At 59.8% G+C, this 19521-nt stretch carries 17 protein-coding genes and 1 tRNA gene; 9 read left to right on the forward strand and 9 right to left on the reverse strand.

Going from position 1 to position 19521, the window contains the following annotated elements; translation table 11 throughout:
* Positions 1–41: 41 nt before the first annotated feature.
* The 4 genes from cmk to aroA all read right to left on the reverse strand — a co-directional run bounded on the left by cmk (position 42) and on the right by aroA (position 3410).
* Positions 42–689 carry a (d)CMP kinase gene (cmk, locus tag WNZ14_RS05010; RefSeq protein ID WP_342867491.1) on the reverse strand — a complete coding sequence of 216 codons (648 nt, stop codon included), beginning with the start codon at positions 687–689 and terminating at the stop codon, positions 42–44.
* 9 nt (positions 690–698) lie between these two features.
* Entirely contained in the window at positions 699–1334 is a 636-nt protein-coding gene (locus WNZ14_RS05015) for an FMN-binding negative transcriptional regulator (protein WP_342867492.1), read from the reverse strand.
* Between the two features lie 82 nt (positions 1335–1416).
* Positions 1417–2058 carry a 2-hydroxychromene-2-carboxylate isomerase gene (locus WNZ14_RS05020; RefSeq protein ID WP_342867493.1) on the reverse strand — a complete coding sequence of 214 codons (642 nt, stop codon included), beginning with the start codon at positions 2056–2058 and terminating at the stop codon, positions 1417–1419.
* Entirely contained in the window at positions 2055–3410 is a 1356-nt protein-coding gene (gene aroA, locus WNZ14_RS05025; RefSeq protein ID WP_342867494.1) for a 3-phosphoshikimate 1-carboxyvinyltransferase, read from the reverse strand. The genes WNZ14_RS05020 and aroA overlap by 4 nt, the downstream gene beginning before the upstream one ends.
* 220 nt (positions 3411–3630) lie before the next feature.
* On the opposite strand from aroA, the gene WNZ14_RS05030 reads away from it, so the two are divergent.
* The 7 genes from WNZ14_RS05030 (at position 3631) to WNZ14_RS05060 (ending at position 12293) form a co-directional block, all read left to right on the forward strand.
* Positions 3631–4029, forward strand: a complete 399-nt coding sequence (locus WNZ14_RS05030) for a TIGR02300 family protein (RefSeq protein ID WP_342867495.1) — start codon at positions 3631–3633, stop codon at positions 4027–4029.
* 173 nt (positions 4030–4202) lie between these two features.
* Positions 4203–4278: transfer RNA gene (locus WNZ14_RS05035), tRNA-Ala, on the forward strand.
* A 229-nt stretch (positions 4279–4507) separates the two neighbouring features.
* Positions 4508–5947 carry a UbiA family prenyltransferase gene (locus WNZ14_RS05040; RefSeq protein WP_342867496.1) on the forward strand — a complete coding sequence of 480 codons (1440 nt, stop codon included), beginning with the start codon at positions 4508–4510 and terminating at the stop codon, positions 5945–5947.
* Between the two features lie 5 nt (positions 5948–5952).
* Positions 5953–7290 carry an FAD-binding oxidoreductase gene (locus tag WNZ14_RS05045; protein ID WP_342867497.1) on the forward strand — a complete coding sequence of 446 codons (1338 nt, stop codon included), beginning with the start codon at positions 5953–5955 and terminating at the stop codon, positions 7288–7290.
* Positions 7291–7395: 105 nt separating this feature from the next.
* Positions 7396–8388, forward strand: coding sequence for an NAD(P)H-dependent glycerol-3-phosphate dehydrogenase (locus WNZ14_RS05050; RefSeq protein WP_342867498.1), 993 nt, complete (start codon positions 7396–7398; stop codon positions 8386–8388).
* Positions 8389–8538: 150 nt separating this feature from the next.
* Complete coding sequence (locus WNZ14_RS05055; RefSeq protein WP_342867499.1) at positions 8539–10794, forward strand: AGE family epimerase/isomerase; 2256 nt, start codon at positions 8539–8541, stop codon at positions 10792–10794.
* Positions 10795–10874: 80 nt separating this feature from the next.
* A complete protein-coding gene (locus WNZ14_RS05060) occupies positions 10875–12293 on the forward strand; it encodes a phosphomannomutase (RefSeq protein WP_342867500.1) in 1419 nt (472 codons plus the stop codon).
* A 47-nt stretch (positions 12294–12340) separates the two neighbouring features.
* Here WNZ14_RS05060 and WNZ14_RS05065 read toward each other — a convergent pair whose 3' ends face one another.
* The 4 genes from WNZ14_RS05065 to WNZ14_RS05080 form a co-directional block, all read right to left on the reverse strand.
* Entirely contained in the window at positions 12341–13636 is a 1296-nt protein-coding gene (locus WNZ14_RS05065) for a TRAP transporter large permease (RefSeq protein ID WP_342867501.1), read from the reverse strand.
* Complete coding sequence (locus WNZ14_RS05070; RefSeq protein WP_342867502.1) at positions 13633–14196, reverse strand: TRAP transporter small permease subunit; 564 nt, start codon at positions 14194–14196, stop codon at positions 13633–13635. Before WNZ14_RS05070 ends, WNZ14_RS05065 begins: the two co-directional genes overlap by 4 nt.
* 36 nt (positions 14197–14232) lie before the next feature.
* Positions 14233–15237 (reverse strand): TRAP transporter substrate-binding protein DctP, encoded by a 1005-nt coding sequence (gene dctP / locus WNZ14_RS05075; protein ID WP_342867503.1) that lies wholly within the window; start codon positions 15235–15237, stop codon positions 14233–14235.
* Between the two features lie 141 nt (positions 15238–15378).
* Positions 15379–16047, reverse strand: a complete 669-nt coding sequence (locus WNZ14_RS05080; RefSeq protein ID WP_342867504.1) for an FCD domain-containing protein — start codon at positions 16045–16047, stop codon at positions 15379–15381.
* Between the two features lie 238 nt (positions 16048–16285).
* On the opposite strand from WNZ14_RS05080, the gene WNZ14_RS05085 reads away from it, so the two are divergent.
* Together WNZ14_RS05085 and WNZ14_RS05090 are read left to right on the forward strand one after the other, a co-directional pair.
* Entirely contained in the window at positions 16286–17323 is a 1038-nt protein-coding gene (locus WNZ14_RS05085) for a Gfo/Idh/MocA family oxidoreductase (protein WP_342867505.1), read from the forward strand.
* 57 nt (positions 17324–17380) lie between these two features.
* A complete protein-coding gene (locus WNZ14_RS05090; RefSeq protein ID WP_342867506.1) occupies positions 17381–18220 on the forward strand; it encodes a shikimate dehydrogenase in 840 nt (279 codons plus the stop codon).
* A 31-nt stretch (positions 18221–18251) separates the two neighbouring features.
* On the opposite strand, the gene WNZ14_RS05095 is transcribed toward WNZ14_RS05090, so the two are convergent.
* On the reverse strand, positions 18252–19454 hold the full coding sequence (locus WNZ14_RS05095; protein WP_342867507.1) for an O-antigen ligase family protein: 1203 nt from the start codon (positions 19452–19454) through the stop codon (positions 18252–18254).
* Between the last annotated feature and the right edge of the window lie 67 nt (positions 19455–19521).

The following is a 19521-nucleotide window of genomic DNA, read 5'->3' on the forward strand; positions in this document are numbered from 1 at the left end:
GCAGGACAAGTACGGCGCGGGACAGGCTCGCTGGTGTCAGTTCAGCGTTCGAGCGCAGTATCCACAAGAAGACGAGCGGCTTCGAACGCGGTTTCTATACCCATTTCGGTTGTATCTAGCAAGTGCGCATCGGCGGCCGGTCTGAGCGGCGAGTCGGCGCGGTCGGTATCGCGTGCGTCGCGCTTTTCAATGTCAGCGAGAATGGACGCGAGATCAGCCTCTCCGCCATTGCCGATGATCTCGTCATGACGCCGCCTGGCGCGCACCGCCGGGCTTGCCGTCACGTAGAACTTGATCAGCGCGTCCGGGCAGACAACGGTGCCGATGTCGCGACCGTCAAGCACCGCGCCGGGCATGGTCCGGGCGAAGGCGCGTTGCGCCTCGACCAGCGCCCGCCGCACCTTCGGCATCACCGCGACCTTCGAGGCCGCTTCGCCGATCTCGTGAGCGGACAGAACCGAGCGGTCGAGGCCCGAAAGATCCAGCGCGTGCGCGGTCTTTGCTGCCACGTCCTCGTCATCGAGCGGCAGGCCGCGATCGATCAGCGCCTTGGCCGTGGCGCGATAGGTCAGGCCGGTGTCGAGATGGCTCAGGCCATAATGTTCGGCGAGCCGGCGCGACAGGGTGCCTTTTCCGGCAGCCGCCGGGCCATCCACGGCAATCACGATGTGGGGTTTTTCTGGTGTCATATCCGGACCTTATGTTTCCTTCAGCCCGCCATAGTGCGCGACCAGATCGGCCATGTCGCCATCATCCTGGCGGGTGAGGCCTTCATGAACCCCGCGCCGGTCCGCTTCGGGCCGGTTCTGGCTGACTTTCCATTTGCCTGTCAGCTGGGTGACGCTGATTTCGATGCCGACAATCCCGCGCAGTTGCGCCGCAACAAACGCCTCCGGTGCGTCATCGACTTTCCACGGCGCGGGGCGATCAGCTTCGTGCCGGTCGGTCAGCTCATTCACCTGCGGCCTCAGCCATTCGGATCCGTCATGAACGGTGGCTGTCCCTCGCGCCTGGACCATGGCGTAATTCCAGGTCGGCACGACCTTGCCGTGCTCGGTCTTGGAGGCATACCAGGAGGGCGTGACATAGCTGTCAGTCCCCTGAAAAACCACCAGAACGCTGGCGCCGTCCTGGATATGGCGCCATTGCGGGTTGGCTTTCGACACATGGGCGCGAAGCTTGGTGACGCCATCCTTGACCGAGACAAGGAAGGGAACCGGGTTGGCCAGCACATCGCTGCCCGATGCGGAGATCAACAGCCCCAGCGGATGCGCTTCAATCAGCGCCCGCAACACGGTCTCGTCTTTTTCTTCAAACTGCGGCGGCAGATACACGAGGTCTACTCCTGCGCAATCATGGCCTGGACAACACCATGCAAGGCTTGCCCGAATGAACCGGTAACGGCTCTTAAGCGGCTCATTTGCGCTCAATTCCGATGCTGACGTCATCGAGGTGCCGATAGGGATCGTTGTCGAAAAGGGTTTCATCACCAAGCCAGGCCAGCATCATGTCCAGGGAGTCGACGCCCCAGAACACTTCATGGCCTGAACCGGAAGTGCAGACAAAGCTCGGCACCCCGAAGACGCCGCGCGCGATTGCCTGCTCGGTGTTGGTGCGCAGCGTCGCCTTCGCGCTGTCGTCGCTGGCGAGATCCACCGGGATCCCTACGGCTTCGGCAAAGGCTGCAAGCTCCTCGTCCGTATCCGGCGCGCGACCATCGCGGAAAACAAAATCAAACGCCCGTTGTACCGTGGCCAGATCCGGCTCGGCTCCGGCCATCAGCCGCATTGCTTTGAGTGAATTGAACGGATGGCGCGGCGGAAACCGCACATCAACGCCGTACTGCTTTCCGGCAAACACCGACTGGCGATAGGTGTGGAGCCGTTTGGCAGAAATCTCCGCCGGACCCAGCTGGCCCCAATGCCTGAGAACGGCGCCGAGCAGAACAGGAACCGGCCGGACCGATATGTCCGCAGGCAACTCACCGAGCCGCGCAAGCGCCACATGAGCGAAGGGCGAGATGAGATCGTAGTGAAACTCGATTGTCCGAAGTGTCATGATACAGTGATCTCCCCACCCATGCCGCTCATAATAGTCATAAATTCCGGAAAGCTGGTGGCGATGATCGAGCAGTCATCGACATGCACCGGATTTTCGCTGGCAAGCCCCATGACAAGGAAGCTCATGGCGATGCGGTGGTCAAGGCAGGTGGCGACCACGGCGTCCTTTGAGAGTGCGCCGAGCCCCTTTCCATCCGGTCTGCCGCGAACCGAGAGCCAGTCCTCACCTTCGGTGCAATCGACACCGTTGATTTCGAGCCCGCGCGCCACGGCTGCCAGCCGGTCGCTTTCCTTGACCCGCAATTCTTCAAGTCCAAGCATCACGGTCTCGCCCTTGGCGAAACTCGCGGCGATGGAGAGCACGGGATATTCATCGATCATCGAAGGCGCGCGTTCAGCAGGAACGGTCACGCCTGTGAGTTCGGAGGCCCGGACCCGCAAATCGGCCACATCTTCGCCGCCTGCCTGCCGAGGATCGAGGATCTCGATATCAGCCCCCATCTCCTGAAGCGTCAGGATAAGGCCGGTGCGGGTCGGGTTCATCAGCACATTGCGAATGAGCACGTCCGATCCCGGCACGATCAATGCGGCAACAAGCGGAAACGCTGTCGAGGACGGATCGCCCGGAACATCTATGGTCTGTCCAACGAGCTGGCCGCGCCCTTCAAGCCGGATGGTCCGCACGCCATCTGCATCAGTTTCCACATCGAGCGCGGCTCCAAACCCTTTGAGCATTTTCTCCGTATGGTCGCGGGTCATCACCGGCTCGATCACGGTGGTGATGCCTGGAATGTTGAGACCGGCCAGCAGCACGGCTGATTTGACCTGCGCCGACGCCATCGGCACAAGGTAGCTGATCGGGGCAGGGGCCCTTGGCCCACGCAAAGTCACCGGCAGTCGGTTACCGTCCTCCGCCTTGACCTGAACGCCCATCAGCCGCAACGGATCAAGCACCCGCGCCATCGGCCGGCGCGACAGGGAGGCGTCGCCGGTGAATGTGGTTTCGAAATCATAAGGACCCACCAGCCCCATGGTCAGGCGGCAGCCGGTGCCGGCATTGCCGAAATCGAGCTCGGCAACGGGCGCCAGCAGGCAGCCATTGCCGACGCCGTTGATGATCCAGACTTGGCCCTCCTTGCGGATGGCCGCGCCCATGGCCTGCATCGCCTTGCCGGTGTTGATCACGTCCTCGCCCTCAAGCAGACCCGTGATCCGGGTTTCGCCTGCGGCAAGTCCGCCAAACATGAATGACCTGTGGGAAATCGATTTGTCGCCCGGAATCCGGATATCACCCTTAAGGGCGGGACTCTTCGAAGCTTTGGCGGGGCGAAGAGGTGCTGAAGGGCCCATTGCGTGCTTTCCGGCTGATTTGGTCGCGTGAAGCCAGCCTTGTGGCTGTTGTGCAGCGGTCACTATCACAGCCTCAGTGGAGGCGTCATCCGACTTGGTTCATTTTTTGATGAGAATGGCTTTGACAGCCGCGTTCAACATCATTATGGGGACCGGACCGCCGAAACGGGAAGGCAGGTAATTCACCTTCGCCCTCCTGCCAGTTCAAGAGGCTTCGACAGTGGCAAAACCGGAACTTGGAACAAAACGCGTTTGCCCCGAAACCGGGCGCAAATTCTATGATCTGAACAAAGATCCGATCGTCTCCCCCTATACGGGAAAGACGTATCCGATCTCATTCTTCGAAGAGACGGCCAAGATAGTCGTGGTCGAGAAGGAAGAAGAAGAAGAAGAAGTCGCGGAAGTCGAGGACGAATCGGCTGACGTGGAAATCGTGTCGCTTGAAGAGGCGGACGACGAAGGCAAGGCTAAGGGCAAGTCAGACGATCTGCCCGATATCGACGACGACGTTGAAATCGACGACGACGATGATGATGATACCTTCCTCGCAGATGACGACGATGATGATGATGACGATGTCAGCGACATCATCGGGGTCAATGACGACGACGACGACTGAGACGGCAAATTTGTCCTTTTGCTGAAAGCCGCATGGTTTTCAAAACAGCGAAAAGGATTGAATTTTCATCTTGATCTTGTGCGGCTGCAGAAGTATGAAGCCGCACCTGCCCGCCACTTTCGAGTGGTTGGCACCTCGCGGGAATTGACCAAGACATCAATTCCTTGCGTCCCGGGGCCATAGCTCAGCTGGGAGAGCGCCTGCATGGCATGCAGGAGGTCAGCGGTTCGATCCCGCTTGGCTCCACCATTTCTTCAGCTTTCCATAACGGTAGTCACAATGCGCTGCACCGCTGGTGTTGCGCCATCATTGCCAGATATCACAACCATAGCCTGAAGTGTCCCGGGCAAGGGTTTGATAACCACGCCGTGCAAAACCACGCGTCTGGACGGCATAAATCCCCGAAAACGGGCATCTTTTACCGGAAGTGAAGTGTTTTCCCTCAAAGGTCTGCTTGGACAGAAGTGGGGAAACAGACATGGATGCAGTGAGTGACAACCGGAATGTGCCACTTTGCATTGATCTCGATGGCACGCTGATCGCCACCGACACGCTTTGGGAAGGGCTGGTCTCGGTGTTGATCCGCAGGCCCTGGCTGATTTTTGCGGTCGTTTCATGGATCCTCGCAGGCAAGGCGGTTCTCAAGCGTGAGGTCGCCGCCCGCTACCAAAGCAAGGGCGGGGACTGGCCCTATCGTGCCGAGGTGATCGACCGGATCAAGCTGGCTCGTGAAGCGGGACAGCCTGTCTGGCTTGTCACCGGTGCTGCCGAGTCGACCGCCAAAGCCATTGCCGACCATCTTGGCCTGTTTGATCGCGTCCTGCATTCCTCCGATACCGAGAACCTCACGTCGCGCTGCAAGCGCGAGCGCCTGATTTCGCTGTGCGGCGATGGCGGCTTTGATTATGCGGGGAACAGTCACGACGATGTGGCCGTGTTTGATGCTGCGCGGCGCGCCATCATCGTTGCGCCTGACCGGGCAGCCACCCGCTGGGGTGCGCGCCATGGTGCCGAAGTGCTTCCGCTGGCCAGGATCTCGCCCCTGGCGATCCTCAAGTCCATTCGTGTGCACCAGTGGCTCAAGAACATCCTGATCGCGGTTCCGCTGGTTCTCAATCACGAATACGCCAATTTAAACCTTGTCGTCGCAGCAATGGCGGCATTTTTCTCCTTCAGTTTTCTGGCGTCTGCTGTCTACATCATCAATGACATTTCCGATCTGGCCAACGACCGCCAGCATCCGCGCAAACGCTTGCGGCCATTGGCCAGCGGAGCCGTATCGATCCCGGTGATCAGCGTCACTGCGGCCGCTCTGCTCTTGGCCTCGATCGGTCTCGCGAGCCTGCTGCCGCCGATGTTCTGGGCAGTTCTCGCGCTCTATTCGGTGATCACCACGGTCTATACCTTCGTGCTCAAACGCAAGCTTCTGGTCGATGTGTTCACCCTGGCTGGCCTCTATACGGTTCGCATTATCGCTGGTGCCGCTGCGACCGGGGTTGATCTCTCTTTCTGGCTGCTCGCATTCTCGATTTTCTTCTTTCTCAGCCTGGCCCTGGTCAAGCGTTATGTCGAACTTGACGAGCTCGCCGAGGATTCAGACACGCGCCTCAAGGGCCGCAGTTATGTCGGCAGTGACAAGGACATGATCGGTCAGGCCGGAATTGCTTCGGCGTTCTCGGCAGCGATGGTTCTGGCGCTCTATGTCGACAGCAAGGAAGTTGCTTCGATGTATTCGCAGCCGGCGCTTCTGTGGCCGCTGTGTCCGTTGATTCTCTACCTGCTGCTCAGGATCTGGATTCTTGCCCGCCGCTCCCAGATGCACGAAGATCCGGTGGTGTTCATCATGCGTGACTGGCGCAGCCAGGTGACCACTTTCGCTGGCGCCGGTCTGGTGATGCTTGCGTCGCTTCAGTTTTGACAATTATGGGCACCAATCATAACAGCTGGGGCAGGGTTCTGCGCCGTTCGCGCGCGACGGCGCAGCCTGCGGAATTCGGACGCAATGCCCCAGGCGGCTTCCTTCCCTATGGAAATGGCCGCTCCTATGGCGACAGCTGTCACAATGACCAGGGCCATCTGCTTCCCATGCGGCCAGGAGCCGCGATCAGCGCGTTCGATCCCGAAACAGGCATCCTGACGGCCGACTCAGGTGTGCTGTTATCTGAAATTCTCGCGGCAGTGATGCCGCACGGTTTCTTTCTCGAGGTCACCCCGGGCACGGCGCAGGTGACACTCGGCGGCGCCATTGCCAACGATGTTCACGGCAAGAACCACCATCGCCGCGGCACCTTTGGTCGGTCCGTCGTCAGGTTCACCCTGCTTGGCAGCGATGGTGTCGAGACAGTCTGTTCGCCCAGCGACAACAAGCATCTGTTCAATGCCACCATTGGCGGCATGGGGCTGACCGGTATCATCGAAGCGGCAACCATCCGGCTGATGCGGGTTCCGTCGGCCAATGTGCGTCAGACCGCATTCCGGTTTTCCTCGATTGATGAATACTTCGACGCGATTGACGATATCGATGCGGCCCATGAATACTCGGTCGCCTGGATTGATCAGCTTGCCCATGGTGCCAATCTTGGGCGCGGGGTGCTGATGGCGGGCGACCATGCGCAAGACGGCGGGCCGGCAAAGCCGCCATCAGCGCCAAGACTGGCGGTTCCGTTTTCGCCACCGGTAAACCTGCTCAACCGCCTGACGCTCAAGGCGTTCAATGAACTGTATTATGGCCGCGCCCCGAAACAGCCGCAGACCGGCATCGTTGCCTGGGCATCCTATTTTCATCCTCTCGATGCGATCACCGGCTGGAACCGGCTTTATGGCCCGCGTGGGCTGTTTCAGCATCAAAGTGTCTATCCGACACAGAATGCGCGCGAGACAACCATCGCCTTGATTGAATGCGCCCAGAAACACGGTGCGGCATCGTTTCTGACCGTGCTGAAACGCTTCGGCGACGTCCCCTCTCCGGGCTTGATGTCGTTTCCGCGTCCTGGCTTCACCCTGACGCTCGATTTCGCCAATTCCGGAGATCGCACGCTCCGGATGCTCAACGCGCTGGATGAAATTGTCATGAACGCCGGCGGCGCGCTCAATCCCTACAAGGATCAGCGCATGTCGCCACGGATGTTCGAAGCCTCATTCCCGCAATGGCGCGACATGGAAGCCATGCGTGATCCTGCCGTCATGTCCGATTTCTGGCGCCGCACCGCCATGATGCTGGACGCTGCGCAGCAACCGGGCAAACAATCCGCCAGCGGTTGACTGGCAGCATTCCGTTTGCCCCTGTATAGGCTCTTGAGCAATTGAATTGCTTGACGAGACCGGCGCAAGAGCTCGCCCGCCTCCAACCGCGAAGGATCGCAAACCATGTCCCGCATCTCCATTCTAGGCACAGGCGCCTGGGGAACAGCGCTGGCGTCAGCTTTCGTGAAGCAGGGCCACGATGTGCGCATGTGGGGCCGCAATTCCGCAACCTGTGACGAGATTTCGCGGGCACACACCAATCGGTCCTATCTGGGCGATGCCCGACTGCCCGCCCAGCTCCGCGCGACGCCTGATATGGCCGAGGCGTTGGAAAATGCGGAGATTGTCCTGTTCGTGGCCCCGGCCCAGTCGACGGGCGAAGTCGCCAGTCAAGCTGCGGCCCATCTGCCGGCAGCGGGGCTTCTGATTGCCTGTGCCAAGGGCATCAACAACCGCACCGGCCAAACCCAGAGCGAGGTGATCGCCGGGGAGCTGCCGGATCATGTCGTGGGGGTGCTTTCTGGGCCCAGTTTTGCCGCCGACGTTGTTCGCGGCCTGCCAACAGCACTGACACTCGCGATGCCTGAACAGGACATGGCGCAGACCCTGGCCGAAGCCCTGTCCGGTGATGCCATCCGGCTCTATGCGTCAGACGACCCGATTGGCGTGCAGATTGGCGGCTCGCTCAAGAATGTCATGGCGATCGCGGTCGGGATCTGCCGTGGCGGTGGAATGGGCGCAAGTGCGGAATCGGCCCTGATCACCAGAGGCTATGCCGAGCTGGTTCGGCTGGGTGTGGCGATGGGCGCCCGTGCCGAGACATTGATGGGACTGTCGGGTCTCGGCGATCTCGTCCTGACCTGCTCATCCGAATTGTCGCGCAATTTTTCCTATGGCATCGCCGTTGGCAGCGGTCGTGATGTGACCGGCCTCAAACTGGCCGAAGGGGTCTACACGGTCTCGATTGCCAATGACCTTGCAGCCAGACACAGCATTTCCTGCCCCGTCATGCACACCGCCGGGCTGGTTCTGTCCGGAGAGATGTCGGCGGACGAGGCCCGCACTGCGCTGATGTCGCGCCCGATCAAGGCGGAAAGCCCTGAACTCGAGGAGTGACATCGGATCCGGCGCCGCTCGTACACTTTTCAAAAGGGCATATGCAAACAATCGCATGAGCGGAATTTTCATTTTTTCCCGCTCTAATCACCCAGTTCAGTATAACGGCCGAGCTACACTGCCAGACGGTCGCGCGAATCGGAGCTTTTCATGGTCTCAAGCCATACCATTACGCCTGTTATCCTGTGCGGCGGCGCAGGATCCCGGCTTTGGCCGATGTCGCGCGATTCAAAGCCGAAACAGTTCCATCGCCTGGTCAATGACAAGACTTTGCTGACCAACACGCTTGAGCGGGTCGACCACAAGGGCGAGGGCCTGCGCTATCTGCCGACCCGGATTGTCGGCGGCATCGCATTCGAAGCCCTGCTGACCGAGCAGGGGGAAACCGGCAGCGTCGAGGTCGAGCGCTATGTGCTTGAGCCGCTGATCCGCGATACCGCCGCGGCGATTGCGGCCTCGATTGTCGATCTGGCCGAGAGTGATCCCGACCGGATGGTGCTGGTGCTGCCGTCTGACCACCAGATCTCCGATGTGGCAGCCTTCTTTGACGTGATCCGGACCGGGGCTGAGGCGCTTGCGGAACGCGGCGGCATCATGACCATCGGCATCGCGCCCACGCGACCCGAAACTCAATACGGCTATATCGAACGTGGAGAGGGCGACGGCCCGGTCTATGATGTGTCGCGGTTTCGCGAAAAGCCCGATCTCGAAACGGCTCAGACATTTCTCAGCTCCGGCCGTTTTTTCTGGAATGCCGGCATCTTCATGTTCCGCGCCGGCGAGATGGGCGCGGAGCTCGCGCGCCAGCAGCCTGAAGTCTGGGCGCAGGCCAAGCTCGCGGTCGAGCGCGCTGATGTCGAAGGCAAATGCTATCGCCTCGATCCGGAGGCTTTTGCTGCAAGCCCCAAGATATCGATTGATTATGCCGTGATGGAAAACGCGCCGAGCATCGGTGTGGTCGCTGCAAGCTTCGACTGGAACGATCTGGGTTCCTGGAATCAGCTGCATGACGGGTCGCCGCTTGATGAAAGCGGCAACGCACGCTTTGGCGATGTGCTGACCATCGACGTCAACAACAGCTATCTGCGTTCCGAGGACCGGCTTCTGGCCGTTGCCGGTCTCGACAACATCATCGTGGTGTCCCAGCCCGACGCGCTTCTGATCGTTCATCGCGACAAGTCGCATCTGGTCAAGGACATCGCAGGCCAGGTCAAGATGACCGCAGAGTGGCCACCGCTGGCCGTGGCCCATTCCGGCCGGCCAGTGCCCTCGCCACGCGTGATCCGCAAGTGGCTGTTCGATACTGCGCTGCCGCTTTGGGCGGGCGTCGGCGTCGACCGGGTGCATGGCGGCGTCCACGAAGCGCTCAATCATGACGGCAGCCCGGCCGATCTCGGCTACAAGCGGCTCCGGGTTCTGGCGCGCCAGATCTATTGCTTTGCCAACGCCGAATTGCTCGGATGGGAGGGCGATGCGCGCGAGGTGCTCAGCCATTGCTTCAATACCCTTACCACCACCGGCTGGCATCCCGATGGCGGCTGGATTCATCTCTGGAATGACGATGGAACTGTAAAAGACCCCCAGCGCGACACCTATGATCAGTGTTTTGTTTTGTTGGCGCTGGCCTGGCTCTGGAAGGCGACGAAATGGCCCGAGGCGCGGGTCTGGGCCGAGCGAACCATCGCCTATATGGACGATCATCTGGTTGATCGCGCCAATGGCGGGTTTTACGAATCAAGCCTGCGGCTCGATTACCGCCGCGCAAATCCGCACATGCATTATCTCGAGGCGATGCAGGCCTGGTACGAAGTGACCGGCGAGCGTGCGTTTCTCGACCGAGCCCAGACGGCGGTGGACCTGTTCACCTCGGTGTTCTTTGATCGGGAAAGCTGGAGCGTGACCGAGCATTTCGAGCGCGACTGGTCGGTGCGACAGGACAAACCGGCCCGTGTCGAGCCCGGTCATCACTATGAGTGGGTCTGGCTTCTGTTGCGTCAGGCGCGGTTTGCCGATCAGCCCGAGCTCAAGGAATATTGCCGTAAGCTCTATGCCACCAGCCATGCCTTCGGTCATGCCCGCGGTACAGATGCGGTGTGCGATTCGATGGCGCCGGACGGATCGGATATGCTGCGCACGGCTCGGCTCTGGTGCCAGACCGAGGCGCTGAAGGCCGGCCTGCTGGCGCGCGCAGAGGGATTGCCGGGCGACGAAACCCTGTTCATCCGCATGCTCGATGTCATCTTCAATCGCTATCTGACGACACCGGCACCGGGCGGCTGGTACGATCAGATCGACCCCAACGGGCGTGTTATCTCGAAGGATATGCCAACCAGCACCTTCTACCATGTGTTTTGCGCGCTGGTGGAGTATCTCAGGCACGAGGAAATGCTGCCCCTGTCCGGTTAAGATCGCAGCTTCAGACGGGATTGTGTGTCGACACCGCAGGGTGTGGACCGGGACTTGGGCAGGAAAGGGAGAAAGCGGACATGGCGGCGAAATTCGGCACGAGCGGGCTTCGCGGCCTTGTTGGCGACCTGACCGACGGGACGGCTGCCGCTCACGCCCGCGCCTTTGCCCGCCACCTCAGGCAGAGCGGAATGGCAGCCAGCGGCGCGCCGGTCTTCATCGGTCGCGACATGCGCGCCTCAAGCCCCGAGATCGCTGCCCAGTGCGCCGCCGCACTGTTTGATGAAGGCCTGGAGCCGGTGGACTGCGGCGTGCTTCCAACCCCGGCGCTGGCGCTCCATGCCATGGGTGAGCGTGGGGCAGCCCTTATGATCACCGGCTCGCACATCCCCGATGATCGCAACGGCGTCAAGTTCTACCGCCCCGATGGCGAGATCGACAAGAATGACGAGGCGGTCATTTCAACCCTCGCACCGGGCTGCAGGACGTCTGCCGTACCAAAGCCGCAACTCATGCGTGACCGGTCATTGCAAGCAAATGCGGGCTTTATCGAGCGCTATCGCGGCTTTGCCCCGGACGGTCTCCTGCGTGGCCTTCGCATTGGGCTCTATGAGCACAGTTCGGCGGCGAGCGACGATCTGGCTGTCATCTTGAAGGATGCTGGCGTTGAAATCGTCCGGCTCGGGAAATCCCGGGTCTTCATCCCGGTGGATACCGAGGCTGTATCAGAGGAAACAAGGACGCTGGCGGCTGGCTGGGTTCGCTCCGAAGCGCTGGATGGGCTGGTGTCGGCCGACGGCGATGGCGACCGTCCGCTGGTGGTCGATGAGACCGGCCAGGTGCTCAGGGGCGATGCGCTTGGCCTGATTGTCGCGCGCTATCTCGGTGCGGACGCCGTCGTCACGCCGGTGACCTCAAACTCCGGCATCGAGAGACAATGCCGTGCCGAAGTAAGCCGCACCAGGGTCGGCTCCCCCTTTGTGATTGCCGGCATGGCTGAAGCTCTGGCGAGTGGGCGGCAATGCGTGATCGGGTTTGAAGCCAATGGCGGCGTACTCACCGGCAATGCAATAACCGTGGGAACCGCGGATCTCGCCCCCTTGCCGACACGTGACAGCGTCCTGCCGATCCTGTGCGCATTTGCTGCTGCGCGCGCTGCCGGACAATCGCTGTCGGTGTATGTTGCCAGCCTCGGCCTGCCGGTCGCAGCCAGTGACCGGATCGAGAATTTTCCGACAGAGACCAGCAGGGCGCTGATCGCCGATCTGTCAGCGGACAAGGCCACACGTGACCGCTTCTTCGAGCCATTTGGTCACGCTCCTGCGTTCGACCTGACCGATGGTCTTCGCGTGACATTTGAAACGGGGGAGGTTATCCACCTGCGTCCCTCAGGCAACGCGCCGGAGATGCGGATCTACAGCGAGGCCGCGAGTGAAGGTGAGGCGCTTTCGGTGGTTGAGCGCACCCGGGAACGGGTCCGGCAGTTCACACACACATAGCATCAGCCGCTTCGATGCGCGCGACGTGCGGCTGCTGCTTTCAGGCTTCAGCCCGGGTAGCCGAACATGCGCGGCAGCCAAAGGACAATCCCCGGGAACAGGATCAGGCACGCCAGGGCCAGCACCAGAACGCCAAGAAACGCCCAGATCTCGCCGATGATCTCGCGCAGCGGGATCTGTGTCACCGCGTTGATGACAAACAGCAGGATGCCATAGGGCGGCGTGATCAGGCCGATCATGCAGTTGACCACAGCGACAACGCCAAAATGGACGAGATCGATCCCCAGTTCGTTGCAGGTTGGCAGGAACAGCGGAATGATCACCAGAATGATCGTCGTCGCGTCGAGCACGCAGCCCAGAAGCAGGAACAGGATATTGACGCCGATCAGGAAGGCGAGCGGAGATATATCAAGCCCGACAAGGGACTGCGCCACGATGTTGGGTATGTTCTCGGACGCAACCACATAATTCAGGATCAGTGCGCCACCGATCACAAGACCGACCGCAGCCGAGGACCGTGCGCTCTCTACAAGGATGCCATAGAGCGCGCGCAGCGACAGCGCCCGATAAAACAGGCCAGCCAGCAGCAGCGCATAGGCGGCGGCCACAGCGGCAGCCTCTGTCGGTGTGGTGACGCCGCCGTAGATTCCGTAGAGCAGGATGGCCGGCATCAAGAGCGCGGGAAAGGCGTTGGCGGTATGCTTTGGCAGGTCCCTGAGCGGAACCGGCTCCTCGACGGTGAAGTTCCTGCGCGTCGAGATGATGGTGTTCATCACCATCAACACCGCGCCCATGAACAGCCCCGGGACGATACCACCCAGAAACAGGAATCCGATCGATGTGTTTGACACAAGCGCGTAGAGCACCATCGGGATCGATGGCGGGATGATCGGACCGATGGTCGCTGATGCGGCCGTAATTGCGGCTGCATAGCCGCGCGTGTAATGCCCGCTCTTGGTCATCATGCCGATGATGATCTTGCCGATGCCGGCTGCGTCAGCGACGGCAGAGCCGGACATGCCGGAAAATATCAGGGAAGCAACGATGTTGACATGGCCGAGGCCGCCACGGAAGCGACCCACCGCCGCCACGCAGAACTGTAGCAGCCGCTCGGAAATCGTGCCGGCATTCATGATGTTGGCGGCGACGATGAACAGCGGCACGGCAAGCAGGATGAAGCTCTGGTAAAGCCCGTCCATCAGCACCTTGCCGGCAATGCCGACACCCTGGCCGTTGACGCCCAGATAGACAAAGGCTGAAATCAGGATCGAATAGGCGACCGGCAGACCAATGCCAGCCAGAAGGAACAGCGTCAGCAGGCAAAGAGCGAATTCGAGTGTCATTTCTCCGCCACTCCGTCATGTCCGGGTTGGTCGATATCGGCGCCATGGCGGAACGCGCTGATTGCCCGCCAGCCGTAGCGCGCGCCGACAACCACCAGAAACAGAATGTAGACCGAATAAATATCGCGCATCCTGACCCAGTCGCCGAGCAGATTGCTCAGCGTCGCGGTCGTCTTCAGTCGCAGGATGTAGAATTTTGACCAGGTCGGCTCCAGCGACCACAACAGCCCGGCGCAGACCACAGTGCCGCCGATAATGGCAAACCAGCGCCGGGTTTTCGGGCTCACTTGGCCGTATATGAGGTCGAAGGTCACGTGATCACGTTCGCGCACCACGAAGGCGGCTCCCCAGAACACGATCCAGACCCACAGCGCCAGGCAAAATTCCAGGGTCCAGCCGAAGCGGCTCGGCTCCAGCAGCGGAAAGGTCTTGGCAAGCCAGCTCAGTTTTGCCGAATACCGAACCGCGATCTGCAATATGAATGTCAAGAACATGGCGGCCATCATCATGGCCGCCACGAATTCCGCGCCACGCAGGAACCATTTGACGATTGTCTTCATGTCAGGTCCTCACGGCGTCAGGAGAGAGTTGGACGATCAGTTGCCCAGCGCGTTGATCTTGTCGAGGACACCTTCTGGCCAGCTGGCAGCGAACTCGGAGCCAACATACTGCGCCTGAACGTGGGTGCGGAAAGCGTTCAGGTCTGGCTCATAGATGTCCATGCCCTTTTCACGAAGGAACGAGACCAAGTCTTCCTCTTTCTTGAGCTGAGCCTGACGACCGCTCTCGGCTGCATCGTCCGCCGCCTTCTGCGTAGCAGCCTGCTGCTCTGGGCTCATCTTGTCCCAGACCGCCTTTGAGAAGGCGATGTAGTTCAGGTCGACAAGGTGCGACGTCAGCACGACCTGCTTTGTGACTTCGTAGAACTTCGCGTCAACGATCGTCGGCAGTGGATTGTCTTGGCCATCAACCGAACCGGTCGAAAGTGCGGTGTAAATCTCGGTGAACGACATCGGCGTCGGGTTTGCGCCCAGCGCCTTGCCGAGGAACTGCCACGCATCGGAACCTGGCATGCGCAGATTGACGCCTGCCAGATCTTCCGGCTTCATCACGGTCAGCTCTGCCTTGCTCTGGCGCAGATTGACGTTGCGGCGGCCGAGATACATGACCGAAAGCAACTTCACGCCGAGTTCGTCTTCAACCTTCTTCTTGAACGGATCCATCAGCGGATCATTGAAAACTGCAACCTGGTGGGCAGCGTTCTGGTGAACATAGCCGGTCGCAAAGATCGAGAACTCCGGGAAAAATGTTGCCAGCTCCTGCGCTGAAGCGATCGACATTTCCAGATCGCCCGAGGCAATGGCTTCGAGCTCGCTGCCCTGTGCGATCAGGGAGCCGTTGTAGTGGGGCTCATAGGTGGCGAATTCGGCCACTTCCGGTGCGAAAACAGTGGCAAGCGCCACGGAACGCTGATCGGAATCAGATGCGGGCGTGGACATCCGCAGCGTGATCTTGTCTTCAGCGAAGCCTGCCGAAGCAAATCCTGCAACGCCAACTGAAACTGCGCATGCGAGCAGCACGCGGCGGGTAATGGTATTCATGGTTTTCTCCTCCCAATGATGATCCGCGGGCTCCTGACCGTGGCGGATTTGACGAAAACCTGTCATAAACAACAGGCGATTTCAACATACATATTGTGTTTTGTAGGATATTTTAGTTTTTCAGGCGCTTCATCACGCTGATCACGCCTCCTTTCTCGCGTTGATGATGAATTCAACGCCGCCCAGAATGTGCTTGCTCAGGATTTCCTTGGCGCGTTTCACATCACGCTTGAACGCCGCTTCCAGCAGTTCTGCATGTTCATCGGCGCCAGGCTGCCCCCGAAAGGCAAGAGTAAGTATCTGATAGCGAAGATACTTGTCGAACAGCTGTCCATGCAGATCCATCAGCGTCTTGGAGCCGCATCCGGTGATCAGGGCCCGGTGAAATCCCCAGTCAGCCCGCTTCCAGCCGTCCCGTGCTGACATGTCGCCGGAGATCATCCGGTCTTCAAGGCGGTGCAGCTTGTGGTGCGCAGCAACCACCTGCGACTCCCATTCGAGGTCGCCGCCGTCAAAGGATCTGGCGATGGCATGACCTTCGACGAGCAGTCGCAGTTCTGCCACCTCCCAGAGATTGGCATCGGATACGCTGGCAACTTCAAAGCCCTTTTGTCCCTCTGCAACAACCAGGCCGTCGGATGTCAGGCGGTTCAGGATTTCCCGAAGCGTGGTCACGCTGACATTGTAGCGCTTGCGCAAGGGTTCAAGCCGCAGTTTCTCGCTCGGTCGCAGCTGGCCGAAAATGATGTCGTCCCTGATGTTGCGGTAGGCGCTGTCGCCTATCGTGTCGTGATCTGCCGCTTCAATCACGCTGTCACCTCCGGGTGTTCATCTTGACTGCAAGAGATAATGTAGGACATAAGGAATAATATAGGCAATTCACAATCAGAGGCAATCAAAACCTGATTGGAATTCAACCATTCCGCTCTGCAACGGGAAAAGTGACAGTGGTTCATCGCGTCAGCGTAGAGAGACAGGCCGGTCTTGCCGTGCCGCCGGCGCGCCGTGCGACAGGCCGCGCGGCGACTTTTGAACGTGGAGCCTCGCGATGACCGCGCCGGTCAGGATCGCTATCGCCGGTGCCGGTTTGATCGGCAAACGCCACGCCGAGGCAATTGCTGCAACGCCCGGTGTGGAGCTTCATTCGCTGATCGACCCTTCGGAGGCTGGCCGCAGCCATGCGGATCTGATCGGCGCCAGATGGCATGCGTCTCTCAACGAATGCTTTGAAACGGACAAGCCGGACGGGGTCATTCTCGCCACGCCAAATCAGCTCCACGTTGAAAACGGTCTTCAATGTGTCGCAGCCCGTGTCCCCGCATTGATCGAAAAACCGCTGGCGACCGATCTGCAGGCTGGGCATGATCTGGTCGTCGCGGGAGAGCAGGCCGGTGTAGCTCTGCTGGTGGGGCACCATCGCCGCCACAATCCATTGATTGCGGCTGCCAAAAAGCAGATTGTGGATGGCCTTCTGGGATCACTTGTTGCCGTGCACGGCATGTTCTGGCTGATGAAGCCGGATGACTATTTCGAGACTGACTGGCGGCGCCAGCCGGGCGGCGGGCCGGTCTTTCTCAACCTCATTCACGACATCGACCTGCTGCGTCACCTGATCGGCGAGATTGTGTCGGTGCAGGCGCTGACATCGAATGCGGTGCGTGGCCATGCTGTCGAGGAAACCGCAGCGCTTGTCATTCGTTTTGATAACGGCGTGCTCGGCACGTTCAGCCTTTCTGACACGATCGTATCCCCCTGGAGCTGGGAACTTACCGCATCTGAGAACCCCGCTTATCCGCCCACCGGCCAATCCTGCTATTTCATTGGCGGTACGCATGGCTCGATGGAATTGCCCAACTCCAAGGTATGGACCAACCCGGCAACAAGAAGCTGGTGGGAGCCGATTGCAGCCACCCGCTACCCGGTCAGCCACGAAGATCCGCTGATGCGGCAGATTACACAGTTCGCGCGTGTCATCCGCGGCGAGGAGCCGCCTCTTGTGTCGGCGCGCGAAGGCTTGAAAACGCTTCAGGTCATCGACGCCGTCCAGCGGTCGGCGATGTCCGGACAAACGGTGACGTTGCCGTGAAACCGGAACAGGGTGAAGCGCAATGCATGGAGCGGCAGCTTGGCAGATGAGACCATAATGATATCAGGTACAACCGAGCTGATCGCGCATCTGGGTGTTCCCACGGAATCGTTCCGTGCCCCGCTCATCTACAATCCCTGGTTCAAATCCAAGGGCATTGATGCCCGGGTTGTTCCGATGGGCTGTGAGATCGAGGACTATCCAGCCTTTTTGCCGCTTCTCTTCAGGCTCCGCAATATCCGCGGTGCTCTGGTGACGATGCCGCACAAGGTTGCGACCGTGGCTCTGCTCGATGTGGCAAATTCGGCGGTTTTGATCTCTGGCTCCTGCAATGCGGTCAAGCGTGATGCCGATGGCCGGCTTGTCGGCGACATGTTCGATGGTGAAGGCTTTGTCCGTGGGATGCTGCGCAAGGGGCGCAGCGTGACTGGCAGCCGAGCGCTTGTTGTCGGATCGGGTGGTGTCGGATCGGGCATCGCCGCCTCGCTTGCCAAGGCCGGTGTTGCGGCGATCGGACTTTTTGACACCAACACGCCCGCTGTCGATGGGCTTGCCGACAGATTGCGGCGTCATTGCCCGGAAATCGACATTCAGACGGGCTCCAACGATCCTGCCGGATGGGATGTGGTCGTCAACGCCACCCCGTTGGGTATGAACGCCGGAGATCCCATGCCGGTCGACGTGGACCGCATCGATTCGGCCGCGTTTGTTGGCGAGGTCGTGATGAAGCAGGCCGAAACCCCATTTCTGGCTGCAGCCCGCCAGCGCGGCTGCATGACCCAGATCGGTGCCGACATGCTGTTTGAGCAGATCCCTGCATATCTGGAATTCTTCGGCTTTCCCGCAGCCACATCGGATGAACTGCGCAGCATCTCGAGGCTGAACTACCAGGTTTAAGTCCCGAAAGGGATTTTCACCGCCCCATCAGTCAGGATGTCGAGGTACTTTGGCGATAGGGCGCTCGCCAGCCATGGTTTGCCGTGGTCAGCAACAGAAAATACAGCGCATAAAGAGCCACATGGCGATCTATCACCAGAAGGTAGTGCAACAGCCCGAACGAAAACGTCAGCGTCAGCAAGAGAAAGACGTTCTCCTTCATGCTGGCGTCACCGAGAGTGTAGATCCGGAAAAAGCAAAATCCGAAGAAACCGAAAGTAAGCGTCAGCCCGACCAGGCCACGTTGTATGGTTTCATCGAGAATGAAGTTGTGAACAAACGTATATTGGCTCAGGTCCTCCTTGTTGTTTCCGGGGCTGTATTTGGCGATTTCGGACGATATACCATGTCCGCCGCGACCCAGGAGAGGGTTCTCCCGGATCAATTGAACGGCGGCCTGCCATTGGACCAGTCGGGTCGAGATGCCTGAGGTCCCGGTCGATTCTGATTGGTCTAGCGCGATTGAGATTTCTTTGGCGGTCGTCTGAATGCGTATCAGCATAATGGGAGAGACCTGCCAGACAATCACTGCTCCGAGCATCAGCGTCGTGACCAAAGCGAGAGCGCTCTTGCGACCAGAAAGCCTCCGACCGGAAAGGTTGGCCCTGATCAAACTGAACAGATCCCATGCCAGACCAACCATGAACACCGGCAAGACGGCCCTGGTTGCTGAAATGAGCACGCAGATCAAACCAAAGTAGAAAAACAACCGTCGGCTCGCCAGCAACCGCGGTGCGGATTCCACCTGCAATCGGGAGACAACAGCGAGAAAGGTAATAGCAAAGGCAGCATTTGCGGCATTTGAGCCAAAACCGAAACGCCCCCCTTCAATCACCATCTCTGCCAGGCCCCAAAGTGCCAGCGCTGCCAGCCCGGCGCGCGTGCCCAGTACAAATTGGCGCAATGGATCACGAACCAGCACCACGCCGACAGCAAGTGGAATAACCAGCAGATAGTAAAGCGGGTAGGACGACCACCGCATATCTTCCGGGAGGCTGCCGTTGGCGAGGTTTGTAGCAAAGCACGCAGTCGAGAAAAACAACGTGGCGAGCAGGTATTCCTTGTCCAGATGGCGCAACGACTTCTTCGGTCTGAACACCAGAAGGTAAATGCCCATAACCACGAAAATACCGAATATGATTGCGCTGGCCTCAGTCGGCAGCAAAAACATGAACGCACCCAGGCCGAAAATCACTCCATCCAGCTTGCGCCGAAAGAGAAAAATCCTTTTCGACGTGAACTTGGGTGATAAAGGGAGCCGC

The sequence above is a fragment of the Hoeflea sp. AS60 genome (assembly GCF_038900115.1).
Lineage (GTDB): Bacteria > Pseudomonadota > Alphaproteobacteria > Rhizobiales > Rhizobiaceae > Hoeflea.

What these genes read in the sequence shown, in the direction of transcription:
- cmk (WP_342867491.1), bottom strand. Translation starts at nt 689, where the DNA reads ATGACACCAGAAAAACCCCACATCGTGATTGCCGTGGATGGCCCGGCG.
- WNZ14_RS05020 (WP_342867493.1), bottom strand. Translation starts at nt 2,058, where the DNA reads ATGACACTTCGGACAATCGAGTTTCACTACGATCTCATCTCGCCCTTC.
- aroA (WP_342867494.1), bottom strand. Translation starts at nt 3,410, where the DNA reads ATGGGCCCTTCAGCACCTCTTCGCCCCGCCAAAGCTTCGAAGAGTCCC.
- WNZ14_RS05040 (WP_342867496.1), top strand. Translation starts at nt 4,508, where the DNA reads ATGGATGCAGTGAGTGACAACCGGAATGTGCCACTTTGCATTGATCTC.
- WNZ14_RS05045 (WP_342867497.1), top strand. Translation starts at nt 5,953, where the DNA reads ATGGGCACCAATCATAACAGCTGGGGCAGGGTTCTGCGCCGTTCGCGC.
- WNZ14_RS05050 (WP_342867498.1), top strand. Translation starts at nt 7,396, where the DNA reads ATGTCCCGCATCTCCATTCTAGGCACAGGCGCCTGGGGAACAGCGCTG.
- WNZ14_RS05055 (WP_342867499.1), top strand. Translation starts at nt 8,539, where the DNA reads ATGGTCTCAAGCCATACCATTACGCCTGTTATCCTGTGCGGCGGCGCA.
- WNZ14_RS05060 (WP_342867500.1), top strand. Translation starts at nt 10,875, where the DNA reads ATGGCGGCGAAATTCGGCACGAGCGGGCTTCGCGGCCTTGTTGGCGAC.
- WNZ14_RS05065 (WP_342867501.1), bottom strand. Translation starts at nt 13,636, where the DNA reads ATGACACTCGAATTCGCTCTTTGCCTGCTGACGCTGTTCCTTCTGGCT.
- WNZ14_RS05070 (WP_342867502.1), bottom strand. Translation starts at nt 14,196, where the DNA reads ATGAAGACAATCGTCAAATGGTTCCTGCGTGGCGCGGAATTCGTGGCG.
- dctP (WP_342867503.1), bottom strand. Translation starts at nt 15,237, where the DNA reads ATGAATACCATTACCCGCCGCGTGCTGCTCGCATGCGCAGTTTCAGTT.
- WNZ14_RS05085 (WP_342867505.1), top strand. Translation starts at nt 16,286, where the DNA reads ATGACCGCGCCGGTCAGGATCGCTATCGCCGGTGCCGGTTTGATCGGC.
- WNZ14_RS05090 (WP_342867506.1), top strand. Translation starts at nt 17,381, where the DNA reads ATGATATCAGGTACAACCGAGCTGATCGCGCATCTGGGTGTTCCCACG.